12 protein-coding genes and 1 riboswitch are annotated in these 14,987 nt (G+C 44.7%); of the genes, 10 read left to right on the forward strand and 2 right to left on the reverse strand.

What is annotated here, in order from left to right; all coding sequences use genetic code 11:
• Positions 1 to 22: 22 nt before the first annotated feature.
• The 7 genes from ABNE31_RS06185 (at position 23) to ABNE31_RS06215 (ending at position 9,238) form a co-directional block, all read left to right on the forward strand.
• Positions 23 to 1,084 (forward strand): NAD(P)/FAD-dependent oxidoreductase, encoded by a 1,062-nt coding sequence (locus tag ABNE31_RS06185; protein ID WP_179385253.1) that lies wholly within the window; start codon positions 23 to 25, stop codon positions 1,082 to 1,084.
• Between the two features lie 115 nt (positions 1,085 to 1,199).
• Positions 1,200 to 1,353, forward strand: a riboswitch (SAM riboswitch).
• 72 nt (positions 1,354 to 1,425) lie between these two features.
• Positions 1,426 to 2,427, forward strand: coding sequence for a homocysteine S-methyltransferase family protein (locus ABNE31_RS06190; protein WP_349352747.1), 1,002 nt, complete (start codon positions 1,426 to 1,428; stop codon positions 2,425 to 2,427).
• Between the two features lie 9 nt (positions 2,428 to 2,436).
• Positions 2,437 to 5,166 carry a methionine synthase gene (gene metH, locus ABNE31_RS06195; protein ID WP_349352748.1) on the forward strand — a complete coding sequence of 910 codons (2,730 nt, stop codon included), beginning with the start codon at positions 2,437 to 2,439 and terminating at the stop codon, positions 5,164 to 5,166.
• Positions 5,167 to 5,169: 3 nt separating this feature from the next.
• Entirely contained in the window at positions 5,170 to 6,123 is a 954-nt protein-coding gene (metF, locus tag ABNE31_RS06200; RefSeq protein WP_349352749.1) for a methylenetetrahydrofolate reductase [NAD(P)H], read from the forward strand.
• Positions 6,124 to 6,142: 19 nt separating this feature from the next.
• Positions 6,143 to 7,243: an acyloxyacyl hydrolase gene (locus ABNE31_RS06205; protein ID WP_349352750.1), complete on the forward strand. Its 1,101-nt coding sequence runs from the start codon at positions 6,143 to 6,145 to the stop codon at positions 7,241 to 7,243.
• Positions 7,244 to 7,250: 7 nt separating this feature from the next.
• The gene (locus ABNE31_RS06210; RefSeq protein WP_349352751.1) at positions 7,251 to 8,075 is read left to right on the forward strand and encodes a head GIN domain-containing protein; all 825 of its coding nucleotides are present in this window, start codon (positions 7,251 to 7,253) and stop codon (positions 8,073 to 8,075) included.
• 116 nt (positions 8,076 to 8,191) lie between these two features.
• The gene (locus ABNE31_RS06215) at positions 8,192 to 9,238 is read left to right on the forward strand and encodes a serine hydrolase domain-containing protein (RefSeq protein WP_349352752.1); all 1,047 of its coding nucleotides are present in this window, start codon (positions 8,192 to 8,194) and stop codon (positions 9,236 to 9,238) included.
• On the opposite strand, the gene ABNE31_RS06220 is transcribed toward ABNE31_RS06215, so the two are convergent.
• Together ABNE31_RS06220 and gldA are read right to left on the reverse strand one after the other, a co-directional pair.
• A complete protein-coding gene (locus ABNE31_RS06220; RefSeq protein ID WP_349352753.1) occupies positions 9,235 to 10,686 on the reverse strand; it encodes an aminotransferase class V-fold PLP-dependent enzyme in 1,452 nt (483 codons plus the stop codon). The two genes, ABNE31_RS06215 and ABNE31_RS06220, sit on opposite strands and share 4 nt — an antisense overlap.
• Positions 10,687 to 10,782: 96 nt before the next feature.
• Positions 10,783 to 11,676, reverse strand: coding sequence for a gliding motility-associated ABC transporter ATP-binding subunit GldA (gene gldA / locus ABNE31_RS06225; RefSeq protein ID WP_179385245.1), 894 nt, complete (start codon positions 11,674 to 11,676; stop codon positions 10,783 to 10,785).
• Between the two features lie 468 nt (positions 11,677 to 12,144).
• On the opposite strand from gldA, the gene ABNE31_RS06230 reads away from it, so the two are divergent.
• From ABNE31_RS06230 to ABNE31_RS06240, 3 genes are read left to right on the forward strand one after another with little or no spacing between them, the layout of a single operon-like run.
• Entirely contained in the window at positions 12,145 to 12,972 is an 828-nt protein-coding gene (locus ABNE31_RS06230) for a prephenate dehydratase (protein WP_349352754.1), read from the forward strand.
• Positions 12,972 to 14,114 carry an aminotransferase class I/II-fold pyridoxal phosphate-dependent enzyme gene (locus ABNE31_RS06235; RefSeq protein ID WP_349352755.1) on the forward strand — a complete coding sequence of 381 codons (1,143 nt, stop codon included), beginning with the start codon at positions 12,972 to 12,974 and terminating at the stop codon, positions 14,112 to 14,114. Before ABNE31_RS06230 ends, ABNE31_RS06235 begins: the two co-directional genes overlap by 1 nt.
• A 3-nt stretch (positions 14,115 to 14,117) precedes the next feature.
• Positions 14,118 to 14,984 (forward strand): prephenate dehydrogenase, encoded by an 867-nt coding sequence (locus ABNE31_RS06240; protein ID WP_349352756.1) that lies wholly within the window; start codon positions 14,118 to 14,120, stop codon positions 14,982 to 14,984.
• The last annotated feature ends 3 nt before the right edge of the window (positions 14,985 to 14,987 follow it).

Raw genomic sequence — 14,987 nt, forward strand, 5'->3', positions numbered from 1 at the left:
GAGAGCATTTAAAATTAGAATTATGATCAAAACAGATATCATTATCATAGGAGCCGGTCCAACCGGACTGTTTACCGTTTTTGAAGCAGGATTGCTCAAGTTGAAATGTCATTTAATAGATGCCTTGGCACAGCCTGGCGGGCAATGTTCCGAGATATATCCAAAGAAGCCCATTTACGATATCCCTGCCTATCCGGAGATTTTGGCGGGTACTTTGGTGGATAAGCTCATGGAGCAAATAAAGCCTTTTGAGCCCGGTTTCACCTTGGGCGAGCGTGCGGAGACTTTGGACAAACAAGAAGACGGTTCCTTTATCGTGACCACGAACAAGGGAACCCAGCATCATGCTCCCGTTGTGGTCATTGCGGGCGGTTTGGGCTCGTTTGAACCCAGAAAGCCCCTTATTCCCAACATTGAACTTTTTGAAAGCAAAGGGGTGGAATATATGATCAAGGACCCGGAGCAGTTCCGGGACAAAAAAGTGGTCATATCCGGTGGTGGCGATTCTGCCTTGGATTGGGCCATTTTCTTGGCCGATGTGGCTTCGGAAGTTTCTTTGGTACACCGAAGAAACGAGTTCCGAGGAGCGCTGGATTCGGTTGAAAAGGCACGCGAACTCGCCAAACTGGGCAAGATTCAACTCTACACCAAGGCGGAAGTAAAAGAAATACACGGAAAGGAAGATTTGCATGCAGTGGTCATTGAATACAACGATGGTGAAAAGGAATCCACCTATGTGGAAACCGATTACTTTATCCCGCTGTTCGGACTCTCCCCAAAATTGGGGCCATTGGGCAACTGGGGGTTGGAAATCGAGAAAAACGCCATCAAGGTGAACAATGCCAAGGATTATCAGACCAACATCCCAGGGGTATTTGCCATTGGAGATGTGAATACCTATCCGGGCAAACTCAAGTTGATCCTGTCCGGGTTCCACGAAGCGGCCGTGATGTGCCAATATGCGTATCAAATCATCAACCCCGATAAAAGATTTGTGATGAAGTATACCACCGTTGGGGGCGTACAAGGGTTTGATGGTTCCAAAAAAGAGGCCAAAAAAGAAGTGGTGCAGAGCATCAACTAAGAAAATTAGTTGTTTTTAGAAGCGAAAAGCCTTCCGAAAGCGATTTTGGGAGGTTTTTTTGTTTTTGACTGGAGAGTACCGTTTCTTTGCAGTTCAGTTCATGTATAAATTGAAAGTGTTATCAAGAAAGGTGGAGGGATTGGACCCTTTGAAGCCTTAGCAACCCTCGTCTTCGAGAAGGTGCTACATTCTACCCCGGTCCGCAATTTGTTTGGGGGCCACATGGAGCGTATTCATACCTAACATGGGTATAGGGGGAAGGATAACGAAACGCATACCGCAACGTATCCACACACTTTTCTTGATTTCGCCACATCCTTCTTTTGAAGGAAAATGATGTTATGGGAAAAATTGAAGACATATTGAAACAACGGATTTTGGTGCTGGATGGAGCCATGGGTACCATGTTGCAGCGCTACAAATTCAAGGAAGCCGATTTTAGGGGTGAACGGTTCAAGGATTGGCCCAGTGATCTGCAGGGCAACAACGACCTGTTATCCTTGACCCAATCCGATGCGGTGAAGGAAGTCCACCGCAAGTTTTTGGAAGCGGGGGCGGACATCATCGAAACCAACACCTTTTCTGGGACCACCATAGCCATGGCCGATTATGGCATGGAAGAATTGGTCTACGAACTGAACTATGAGTCGGCGAAGCTTGCCAAGGAAGTGGCCCAAGAGTTTACCGATAAAAATCCCGATAAACCGAGGTTTGTGGCGGGTAGTATTGGGCCTACCAACAAAACGGCCAGCATGTCGCCCGATGTGAACGACCCGGGTTTCCGCGCTATTTCCTTTGATGAGCTACGTATAGCGTACAAACAACAAATCGAAGCCCTTCTCGATGGTGGTGCCGATATTTTGTTGGTGGAGACTATTTTTGATACCCTAAATGCAAAAGCAGCACTTTTTGCCATTGAAGAGGTGAAGGAAGAACGAAACATCAATGTGCCAGTGATGGTCAGTGGAACCATAACCGATGCTTCGGGCAGAACATTATCCGGTCAGACTGCCGAAGCATTTCTCATCTCTATTTCGCACATTCCCATTTTGTCCGTAGGTTTCAATTGCGCTTTGGGAGCCAAACAGTTGGTGCCTCATTTGGAGGTGGTGTCGGCAAAATCGGAATTTGCCATATCCGCCCACCCTAATGCGGGATTGCCCAATGCCTTTGGGGAATATGATGAAACACCCGAACAAATGGCCGTTCAAATAAAAGAGTACGTAGAAAAAGGATTGGTGAACATCGTGGGCGGTTGTTGCGGTACCACTCCGGAACATATCAAAGCCATTGCAGAAGTCGTAAAGAATTATGAACCTCGAAAAGTTTTGACGCACGCATAGCGAAGGCCTATGACAACGAATAAAGAACAACGATACCTAAAATTATCGGGTCTTGAGCCCTTGGTCGTCACCCCGGAAAGTAATTTCATCAATGTGGGGGAACGGACCAATGTGGCAGGTTCCAAACGTTTTTTAAGGCTCATCAAAGAAGGAAAATTCGATGAAGCCTTGGATATCGCCCGCGAACAAGTGGAGGGTGGGGCCCAGATCATCGACATCAATATGGATGATGGCCTTATTGATGGAAAGGAAGCCATGGTCAGATTTTTGAATTTGATTGTTTCCGAACCCGATATTGCCCGTGTTCCCATCATGATTGACAGTTCCAAATGGGAAATTATCGAAGCCGGTCTTCAAGTAGTGCAGGGGAAATGTGTGGTCAACTCTATCAGCTTGAAAGAAGGCAAGGAAGAGTTTATCCATCATGCCAAATTGATTAAGCGATATGGTGCAGCCGTAATCGTAATGGCTTTTGATGAGGTAGGGCAAGCTGACAACTACGAACGTCGCATCGAGATTGCGAAGCGTTCTTACGATATTTTGGTCAACGAGGTGAATTTCCCTCCAGAGGATATCATCTTTGACCTAAACATTTTTCCCGTGGCTACGGGTATGGACGAACACAGAAACAACGCCATCGATTTTATCGAGGCCACACGCTGGGTCCGGGAAAACCTGCCCTATTGCAGCGTGAGTGGTGGTGTGAGCAATGTATCTTTCTCCTTTAGGGGGAACAACCCCGTTCGTGAGGCCATGCACTCCGCCTTTTTGTTCCATGCCATCAAAGCTGGAATGAACATGGGTATCGTAAACCCGACCATGTTGGAGGTGTACGATGATATCCCAAAGGATTTATTGGAGCACGTGGAGGATGTACTGCTCTACAGGCGCGACGATGCTACCGAACGATTGCTCGAATTTGCAGAGACCGTTGTGGGAACAGCCAAGGAAAGCAAGGTCGATTTGTCTTGGCGGCAAGACCCGCTCCAGGATCGGATTACCCGAGCTTTGGTGAAGGGCATTGACCAATATATCATCGAAGATGTGGAGGAGGCCCGCCAACAGGCAGCCAAACCTTTGGAAGTCATCGAGGGCAACTTGATGACGGGAATGAATGTAGTAGGTGATCTGTTCGGCAGCGGAAAAATGTTTTTGCCCCAAGTGGTCAAATCCGCCCGTGTGATGAAAAAGGCCGTAGCTTATTTGACACCCTATATTGAGGCTTCCAAAGACAAGAATGCAAAGGCAGCCGGAAAAATATTGATGGCCACCGTTAAGGGTGATGTGCACGACATCGGAAAGAATATCGTAAGCGTGGTCCTGGCTTGCAACAATTATGAAATTGTGGATTTGGGCGTGATGGTTCCTCCAGAGAAAATCATCAACAAGGCAAGGGAAGAGCAAGTAGATATTATTGGGTTGAGCGGTCTTATTACGCCCTCATTGGATGAAATGGTGTTCTTGGCCAAGGAGATGGAACGCCAAAACTTTGATGTTCCCCTTTTGATAGGTGGCGCCACCACAAGTAAGGCACACACGGCGGTAAAAATCGACCCACAATACAGTCAATCCGTGGTGCATGTCAACGATGCTTCTAGGGCCGTTACCGTGGTGGGTGATTTGCTTCAGGAAGAAACCTCGGCCAACTATAAAAAGTCCATCAAACTGGATTACGAAAGTTTTAGGGAGAAGTTTCTAAAACGTGGCAAGCAAAAGGAATATTTAACCTTGGATCAGGCTCGGGAAAACAAGCTTCAAATCGATTGGAAGCCATCGGACATCAAAAAGCCAAACCAATTGGGTATTGAGGTATGGGACGATTTTGACTTGAAACAACTGGTAGATTTTATCGATTGGTCCCCATTTTTTAGAAGTTGGGATTTGCATGGCAAGTATCCCGATATCTTAAACGATGAAGTGGTTGGCGAGCAGGCCAAGGAACTTTTTAAGGATGCGAAGGTCCTGCTCCAACGGATTTTGGACGAGAAGTTGTTGAAGGCCAAGGCTATTTTTGGATTGTTTCCGGCCAACCAAGTCAACGAAGATGATATTGAAGTGCACTTGTCACCTCGATCGCAATCGAGAGGGAATGAATCTGATGCGCTAGAAACGACAAAAGATGCAACCTTCCTGTTTAGGACCCTTCGCCAGCAAACCAAAAAACGGGCTGGGGTACCCAATATCGCCTTGGCGGATTTCGTGGCGCCAAAAGCATCTGGAATTCAGGATTATATCGGTTGTTTTTGTGTAAGCACAGGATTTGGAACACAGGAATTGGCCGCGGAGTTCGAAAAGAACCACGATGATTACAACTCAATCATGATCAAAGCTTTGGCGGATAGGTTTGCCGAGGCGTTTGCTGAATATCTTCACAAAGAGGTACGTACCAAACACTGGGGCTATGCCGTTGACGAGAATTTGGACAACGATGAATTGATCAAGGAAAAGTACCGTGGCATCCGACCGGCACCTGGCTATCCTGCCTGTCCCGATCATTTGGAAAAGCTCACCATTTGGGAAATGATGCAGGTGGAGGAAAGAATAGGGGTAAAACTCACCGATAGTCTGGCCATGTGGCCCGCTGCCAGTGTCAGTGGGTATTATTTTGCACATCCCGAGGCCAAGTATTTTGGTTTGGGAAAAATAAAACAGGACCAAGTACAGGATTTTGCCGAACGAAAACATATAACTTTGGAGAAAGCCCAAAAATGGCTAGCTCCCAATATTGTTGATGAATAACCGATGAAGATTACCGACCACATAAAAAAGGCGAACGGCGAAACCCTTTTCAGTTTTGAAATTGTGCCGCCCGTAAAAGGAAAGAGCATTCAGGAACTGTACAACAACATCGACCCTTTGATGGAATTCAAACCTCCGTTCATTGATGTGACGACCTCTCGCGAGGAATACATCTATAAGGAAAAAGATGGTCTGTTGGACAAAAAACTGATTCGTACCCGTCCCGGGACCTTGGGCATTTGCGCTTCATTAAAGCACAAGTATGATGTGGATACCGTTCCCCACGTGCTGTGTGGGGGATTTACCAAAGAGGAGACGGAGTATTTGCTGGTGGACTGCCAATATCTGGAGATTGAAAACGTGATGGCCTTGCGCGGAGATGCAAGAAAAGAAGAAAAGTATTTTACTCCCACCAAAGGTGGACATCAATATGCGACAGAGTTGGTTGCACAAATTCAGAACATCAATAAAGGAAATTATCTGCACGAAACTTTTGAGTCAAGCGAGTTGACCAGTTTTTGTATCGGTGTGGCAGGGTACCCTGAAAAACACATGGAAGCCCCATCGCTTCAATCTGATCTTAAACGTTTAAAGGAGAAGGTGGACTTGGGAGCGGATTATGTGGTCACCCAGATGTTTTTTGATAATAAAAAATTCTTCGCTTTCGTAGAAGCGGCCCGAGAAATGGGAATAGACGTGCCCATTATTCCGGGTATCAAACCGATTGCCGTAAAAAAACACCTTCATTTATTGCCTCAAGTGTTTCGGGTGGATATTCCGCAAGAACTCATTGATGCAGTAGAGGCCTGCAAGGACAACAAGGAAGTTCGCAAAGTGGGTGTGGAATGGGCCATTCAACAATCCAAGGAACTTCGGGAAGCAGGAGTGCCCGTGTTGCATTACTACTCCATGGGTAAATCGGATAATATCATGGACATAGCTCGGGAACTTTTTTAATTTCCTACTTTAGCGTCCCATGAAGCACCTACTGTACTTGGTATTTCTGTTGTTTTTTTGCTTTGGATTTGCCCAAGACGGTGACATTCCCAAGAAATATACCATGGATATCAGCCAATTTTATGGTTCCATTCTTCTGCACAATCCGGATATTTCCCATTTGATTACCAATCACCCCGGCGGGGTTATTATCGGTTTCAACAGGAAACGATTCGGGCACGAAGATTGGGAAGCCGATTTGGGCTATCCCGATACCGGTTTTTCGTTTGTCTATCAGGATATGAACAATCCAACCCTGGGTAAGCATTTTGGATTATATGCGCATTATAATTTTTATTTCTTCAAACGGAACTTGCAGTTTAGGGTCGCGCAGGGTATCTCGTATAACACCAATCCGTACGATAGGACCGAAAACTTTAGGAACAATGCCTACGGTACCCATTTGTTGAGTTCCACCATGTTGATGTTCAACTATCACAAAGAGAACATTTTGGCTGGACTGGGCTTTAAGGCTGGGATTTCCCTGTTACATTACTCCAATGCCAATTTTAAGGCGCCCAACACCTCCACCAATACGATGGCTTTCAATTTTGGGCTCACGTATGATCTGAACCAAGCCGTAGAACTGGACTATTTGGAACCTGAGCCCAAGGAAAAAATCAAGGAGCCCATCCGATATAATTTGGTGCTTCGTGGCGGGGTCAATGAGAGCGATGTCATCAACATGGGGCAATATGGCTTTGCCATAGTTTCGGCCTATGCCGATAAACGATTGGGCAATCGCAGTGCCATTCAACTGGGAACCGATATCTTCTTTTCAAATTTTTTAAAGGAATTGATACGCTATCAGTCCATTTCTTTTCCCGAACTTGAAGTAGCCCCCGATACGGATTATAAAAGGGTAGGGGTTTTTATAGGCCATGAACTGTTTGTGAACAAATTGAGCGTGGTGACCCAATTGGGGTATTATGTATATTATCCCTTTGATTTTGAAGGCAGAGTATACAATCGGATAGGGTTGAAACGGTATTTTGGGGATACTGTTTTTGGTGCCGTGACCCTTAAATCGCATGGGGCGAAAGCAGAGGCCATTGAATTTGGAATAGGAATCAGGTTATAGTATAGCGATGTTGGAATCAAGAAGTTTATCTCCGTTAAAGAATGTCACCTCGAGTGCCCGCTTGGGCTACGGACAGGTAGTGGAGAGGTGCTTTTTGTTTGTAATTTCTCTGATACTGGTTTCTTGCAACGGTGACAATGTTCCCGACTGCTTCCAAAACGCCGGTGATCTGGTGCGCCGACCCATCGAAGTGTCGGATTTTAGCAAGATTACTGTTTTTGAAAACCTCAATTTGGTCGTTAAACAGGGTGAAGCATATAGCGTTGAAGTGGAAACAGGGGAATATTTGCTCAACGAGGTTTCTGCTGTGGTAGAGGACGACCGTCTCATTCTACGGAACGAAAATGGCTGCAATTTTGTACGCGACTACGGGCTGACCACAATTTATGTGACTGCTCCCAACCTCACCGACATACGCAGCAGCACCGGACTTTTAATTTCAAGTGATGGGGTGTTGACATACCCCAACCTCAATCTGGTTGCCGAAAGTTTTAATAATCCCGAAGCTGACACTACGGGTGGTTCTTTTGATATCCACCTTAGTGCTACCAACGTGAGGATTGTGGTGAACGGTATTGCTTATTTTAAACTTCGTGGGGAAACGGAAAATTTTACTGTTAGTGTTGCAGCTGGAGATTCAAGAATAGAAGCTGAAAATCTAGTTTCGGAAAATGTAAATGTCAATCACCGAGGGTCCAATGACGTTTTTGTGAATCCGCAGCAACGCTTATCGGGCGTTATTCGGGGGACGGGCAATGTAATAAGCGTTAATACACCACCAGAAGTCGATGTGGAAGAAATTTTCAATGGTCGATTGATTTTTGAGGATTGACATTGATCTTCTAAAAACATCATTTTTCTCTTTATTTTCGATATTCAAACTGACTCTTGGGAAATTTAGTTTCACATATTAAAAATTTCTTTGCACCTCTTCCAAAGGTCCAACCTTTGAACGGACTTGTTGGATGGCAAAAGGCAGATGCGCTATTCCACAATTTGGTCGCAGAAAAAAAAGTGCCAGGATTGGCAGTGTCCATCTTGGAAGATGGGCAAACCATTCTCGAAAAAGGATATGGCTTCGCCAATTTGGAAAAACGAAAAAAGGTACATCCCAAACGTACGGTTTTCCGCATCGCAAGTATTTCTAAGTGTATTACCGCGCTCGCACTGGGTAAAATGGTGGAAGATGGTGTGTTGGATTTGGATGAATCCTTTTATACTTACGTGCCTTACTTTCCACAAAAAAAGTATGATTTCACACTTAGGCAATTGGCCAGCCACACCGCTGGTATTCGAGGCTATCGGGGAAAGGAATATGCTTTGAATCAGGATTTGTCCATTAAAGAGGGTATTGAAGTCTTTAAAGATGACCCACTATTTTTTGAACCCGGGACCAGTTATCTGTATAATAGCTTTGATTTTGTATTGTTGTCCTTGGCCATGCAAGAAGCCAGTGGAATTCCATTTCAGCAGTATGTAGATGAGCGTATTTTGATGCCGTTGGGGTTGGAAAGCACTTTTCCACCACCAGAAAATGTCATTTTGAGCACCCAAAAGCGGTCCGTGCAGAAAGCTGAGAACATAGCCCAATTCTACACCAAAAGGGCATTAGGTTTTACAAAGGCAGTTGAGGTAAACAATACTTACAAACTGGCAGGCGGTGGCTATTTGTCCACCTGCGAGGATGTGGGCAAATTGGGACAGGCCATCATGGAACAAAAGTTGCTCAAAGAAGCGACCTATGAAGAATTGTTGACTTCAACGATCATTGACGGTAAACCGACCTATTATGGATTGGGATTTCAAGTGAGCCAAGATGCTAAAGGGAGGCCCTTTGTGGGTCACGTGGGCAATAGCGTTGGCGCATACACCAACCTTTTCGTGTATCCGAAGCACAAAAAGGTAATTGCTGTTTTGATGAATTGTACCGACCCCAAGGTGCAGCCAATTTTGGATGAAGCAATCAACGCTCTTTTTGAGCATCCAACCGTTTAGACCTTGCTAGCCAGCTGCTCTTCAATTTCAAGAGCATAGGTTTTGCACAAATCAAAAGTATCGGTGATGTCTTTCATGGTAGTTCGCGGGTTGATGAGGCACATTCGCAATACCACTTGGCCATTCAAAATGGTAGTGACAAGCATGGCCTTGCGCGACTCCATCACTTTTCCGGAAATGTATTGGTTGATGCTGTCCAACTCCTTCTCAGAGTACGTTTTGTTGATGGGGTTGTACCTAAAATTGATGACCGCCAAGGTGGCCGGGTACACCACTTCCCAACTTTTGCTGCCGCGAAGCATGGTTTCCACTTCTTCGGCCAAATCGATGTTGTAGGTAATGGCATCTCGGAACTCCTTCAAACCAAAGGTTTTTAAGGACATATAAAATTTTAAGGCCCTAAATCTTCGGGTCAGTTGGATACCATGATCGTAAAAATTGATTTCCGAGGTATTGCCTTCGATGTCCCTTAAATATTCGGGCTTTTCGGTAAAGGTGTGACTCAGGTTTTTATGGTTTCGCACCAAGAGGCACCCCATTTCGTACGGCTGAAAGAACCATTTATGTGGATCTACGGTCAAGGAGTCGGCCTTTTCGATACCTTTCATAGCTTGCTTGCCCTTTTGTGATAAGATGGCCGCTCCTCCGTAAGCACCATCAATATGGTACCAGATATCCTCTTTCTTGCAGATTTTTCCCAATTCTACCAAGGGGTCAACAGTTCCGGTATTGGTGGTTCCCGCTGTCGCTATCAAACAGAATGGTTGAAGACCCTCCAGCCTATCCTTGGCAATACAGTTTTTCAGTTTGTTCACGGAAAACTTGAGTTCGTTGTCGGTAGGGATGATTCTAATCTGTTCCTTTTTGAAACCGAGTGCACGAATGGCTTTGATATTGGAAGAATGTGCCTGATCGGAAAGGTAGATGACGGCTTTTGAAAAGTCATCGCCACATTTGATCCTGCGAGCTGTGACCACTGCGGTGAGGTTGGCCATGGAGCCACCACTGGTAAAAATACCGCCGCCCTTTTTCTTGGGAAAACCAAAAATCTTCAACAGCCATTGAATGGTAACAATTTCCAGCTCCGCTGCTGCCGGACTGGCTGCCCATCCTCCAGAAAAAATATTGTAGCCTGTTGCCAAGGCATCAGCCATTACACTGATATAATTACTGGGACCGGGAACAAAGGAAAATGATTTGGGGTGGGCCATATTGGCACTATTGGTCATCACCTTTTCCAAAACAAAGTGCAGTACCTGCGATGGGTCGGAACCCTCTTCGGGAGCCTCCTCCAAAAACAAAGAGTCCATTTCTTTGCGGGAGCCGGAAGCTACGGGCATTTTGTCTGCTTGTGTGGCATAGTGTTCCACAATGGCATCAACAACCTGATACCCGTATTTTTGCATTTCCTCTTTTGAAAGTTCCAATCTGGCACTGTTCTTCTTCATATGTCCAATATCTTCTGGACTGCAAAAGTACCATATTTGGAACGGTTTTCCATCTGATTCGGAGGTCTTCTGCCCACAAATCGGGCAACAGGAAAACTAAGAAGTAAGTTCGGTGAAAAGGCTTTCGAGGTTTTTGTTTTTTCTGCTGAGTTGGAGTGTCTTTAATTTATTGTCGTGTGCAAAATCAAAAACAGCAGGCCGCATGTCCTTGGAAGTGCCAAAAGTGATTTCGTAGATAAAACCACCGGTATTTTTTACTTTGGAAACATCAGGTAGTTGTTGCAGTAACTGTTCCTCCACCCGATAGTCAAATTCCACTTCGATGATTTGTTCTTCTGCCTCGCGAAGTTCCTCGAGCTTTTTATCGGCCACCAATTGCCCTTTGTTGATGATGATCACACGGTCGCAAACGGCTTCTACTTCCTTCATGATATGTGTGGAAAGCAAAATGGTCTTTTCCTTTCCTATCTCGCGAATCAATTTTCGGATTTCGATCAATTGGTTGGGATCAAGCCCTGTGGTGGGCTCATCCAAAATAAGGACTTCGGGATTGTGCAGCAAGGCCGCCGCAAGACCAACCCGTTGACGGTATCCTTTGGATAACTGACCTATTTTTTTATGCGCTTCTGGGGTTAACCCGGTTTGTTCGATTACCTCTTGGATTTTGGATTTATCCACCTGATATACATCTGCATTAAAGGCCAAATATTCCTTCACGTACATTTCAAGATATAGTGGGTTGTGTTCTGGAAGGTACCCGATACTTTGTTGAACGGATTTTTCATCGTTCAATACATCAAATCCGTTTACGGCCGCCTCCCCTTGGTCTGCCTTGTAATAGGTGGTCAAAATCCGCATCATGGTAGATTTCCCGGCACCGTTAGGGCCTAGAAAACCAACAACTTCCCCTTTGTTGATGCTAAAAGAGACATTGTCCAATGCCTTTTGTGTACCAAAGGTTTTTGTAATGTTCTGAACAGTGATGGACATTCCGTTGAATTCTTTGATTTCAAAAATACACTTTTAGTCATTGTAAACCTTACATTTCAAAAACCAAAAAATGAGACGACGCTTTTATGGAAATTAATGGAAGCATCAGTATTCGTAAAAAAGTATCATTTCTATAAAATAATGTGCAGCGAAAATGTCTTTTTTGAAAAAAATCAAAAAAAATTTGGGAATCTCTGGGTCTTTCCAATTGAATACCTAAATTAGCCGACAATTAACAACAAGATGACAAATACGTATTTCTGGAACCGTTTTTATTTTTACTTCTTTTTTGAGAGGGAGCGGGACTGTTATAGATACGTTTAAAGTATAACCACTATATAAAGTCCCGATACATCGGGGCTTTTTTTTTGAATGAAATCCAAGTTGGCAACAGCCAATTTGATGATTGAATTCATCCCGAACTGCTGCCGGCAGGCAAGGTGTTTCGGAATCTAACATACAAAAAGAATGTCTTTAAAAGTCGCCATACAAGGAATCAAAGGATCGAACCATCATCAAGTGGCCATCGATTTTTTTGGAGAAGGAATTGAACTATTGGAATGCAATTCCTTTGATGCGGTAATCGACAGTTTGTTGGTAGGTGCGGCTGATAAGGGCATTATGGCCATTGAGAATTCCATAGCGGGGTCCATTATACCCAATTACAATTTAGTGTACCATAATAATATCCACGTAATCGGGGAACATTACTTGAACATCCATCACAACCTTATGGTGATGAAGGGAAAAACCTTTGATGATATTCAAGAGGTACATTCGCACCCGATGGCGTTATTGCAGTGCAAGGAGTTTTTCAAAGCCCATCCGCAGATCAAACTGGTAGAAAGTGTGGATACCGCAGAGACAGCTAAACGCATCAAAGAAGGTCGGTTATCTAATATTGCTGCTATTGCTCCTAAAATGGCTGCAGAATTATACGGATTGGATATAATTGCGGATAATATCCAGACGATTGTAAATAATTCAACAAGATTTATCATCCTAAAAAAGCAGAACAAAGTACTCCCGGAGGAGGAAATCAATAAAGCATCCCTACGGTTTATCACCGATCACAAAAGAGGGAGTTTGGCCACTGTGTTGAACGTGATGAGCGATTGCAACATGAACCTGACCAAAATCCAGTCGTTGCCCGTGATCGAGACTCCTTGGAAATATGCCTTTTTTGTGGATGTCACTTTTGATGAATACGAGCACTTTGCCAAAACCAAATCCTTAATGCAGATCATGGCAGAGGATTTCAAGGTATTGGGAGAATATAAAAATGCATTGTTGTAATGGTAACAGCTGATCGGTTAAATAGTGTAAAGGAATACTACTTCTCTACCAAATTGAGAGAGGTTAGGGGATTGATGGCCCAAGGGAAGCCCATCATTAATATGGGGATAGGCAGTCCAGATTTGGCACCATCGCCTCAGGTATTGGAAACGCTTCGGAATTCCATTATCGATGCTGGTGCGCACCAATACCAAAGCTATCAGGGTTTGCCACAATTGAGGAAGGCCATTGCCGATTTTTATCAGCAAAAGTTCGAAGTAGCAGTGGAGCCAGATTCTGAAATTTTGCCATTAATGGGGTCTAAAGAGGGCATCATGCATATCAGCATGGCTTTTTTGAACGAAGGTGATGAGGTGTTGCTTCCCAACCCAGGGTATCCTACCTATGCATCCGTGACCAATTTAGTGGGGGGTGTACCGGTCACTTACGACCTAAAGGAGGAAAAGGGCTGGTTTCCCGATTTGGACGAACTGGCTAAAAAGGACCTCTCCAAAGTAAAATTGATGTGGGTCAGCTATCCGCATATGCCAACGGGCGCCACCGCCACCATGGAACAATTGGAATCTTTGGTGGATTTTGCCAAAAGGAACAACATGCTATTGGTGAACGACAATCCGTACAGCTTTGTGCTATCCAACAATCCAACCAGTATTTTGTCCATTGAGGGAGCAAAAGAACATACCTTGGAACTCAATAGTTTGAGCAAGACCTTCAACATGGCCGGATGGCGTGTGGGGATGGTGCTGGGCAGTGCAGCCCATATCACGGCAATTTTGAAAGTAAAGAGCAATATGGATTCGGGGATGTTCTATGGCATTCAAATGGGGGCGATTGCTGCTTTGCAAAGTGGCCCTGAATGGTTCGAGGCCTTGGATAGGGTGTATTCTACAAGACGCGAACTGATGTTTGAATTGGCGGATACATTAGGATGTACTTACGATAAAAATGCGGTGGGAATGTTTGTTTGGTGCAAACTGCCGAAAGGGGCTTTGCCATCCGAGGAATTTATAGACCAGATCTTGTACGATAAGGACATATTTATTGCGCCAGGTACCATTTTTGGTAGCAATGGTGAGGGCTACATCAGGTTTTCGCTATGTGTGAAAGAAGAAAAGATCAAAGAAGCCATTGCAAGATTTTAAGATATGAGAGTAGTCATTATAGGAGTTGGATTGATTGGTGGTTCTTTTGCAAAGGATGTAAAAAAACTACATCCCGAAGCGGAAATTATTGGTGTGGACACAAGTGATGCCCATCTCGATGAGGCCTTACAACTCGAGATAATCGATAAAAAAGGAAAGGGAACCTGGGATTCGCTGGCTACGGCAGATTTGGTCTACGTGAGCATTCCTGTAAACGTATTGGTCAACGAATTGCCCAAGATATTGGATGCTGCAGGCGATGAAACCGTGGTAATGGACGCTGGCTCCACCAAACGTTTGATCTGTGAGCAGGTCGCCGAGCACCCAAAGCGAAGGAACTTTATGGCCTGTCACCCTATCGCTGGAACGGAGTTTTCAGGTCCCACAGCAGCTTTGGAGGGGTTGTACGCTGGCAAAACAATGATTATTTGCGAGGTGGAGAAAACGGCATTCAAGCTTCAAGAAAAGGCATTGGCCATTTTTCAGGATATCGGAATGCGAATCCGGTATATGAATCCCGAAGCGCACGATAAACATATCGCCTACGTCTCCCATTTATCACACATTAGCTCTTTTATGTTGGGAAAGACAGTTATTGAGAAGGAGAAAAATGAGCGTGATATTTTTGACATGGCGGGAAGTGGTTTTGAGAGCACCGTTCGCTTGGCGAAAAGTTCGCCCGATATGTGGACCCCCATTTTTGAACAGAACAAGGACAATGTGGTGGAAACTTTGGAGGAGTACATTCAGAACCTTACGGCTTTCAAACAACTGATTTTGGACAACGATTTTGAGCATGTCCATCAAGAAATGAGCAATACCAATAGAATAAAACAAATATTAAAAGGAATACCACTTACAAAAAAATAGGAC

The organism is Flagellimonas sp. MMG031, from assembly GCF_040112705.1.
In the GTDB taxonomy this organism is placed as follows: Bacteria; Bacteroidota; Bacteroidia; order Flavobacteriales; family Flavobacteriaceae; genus Flagellimonas.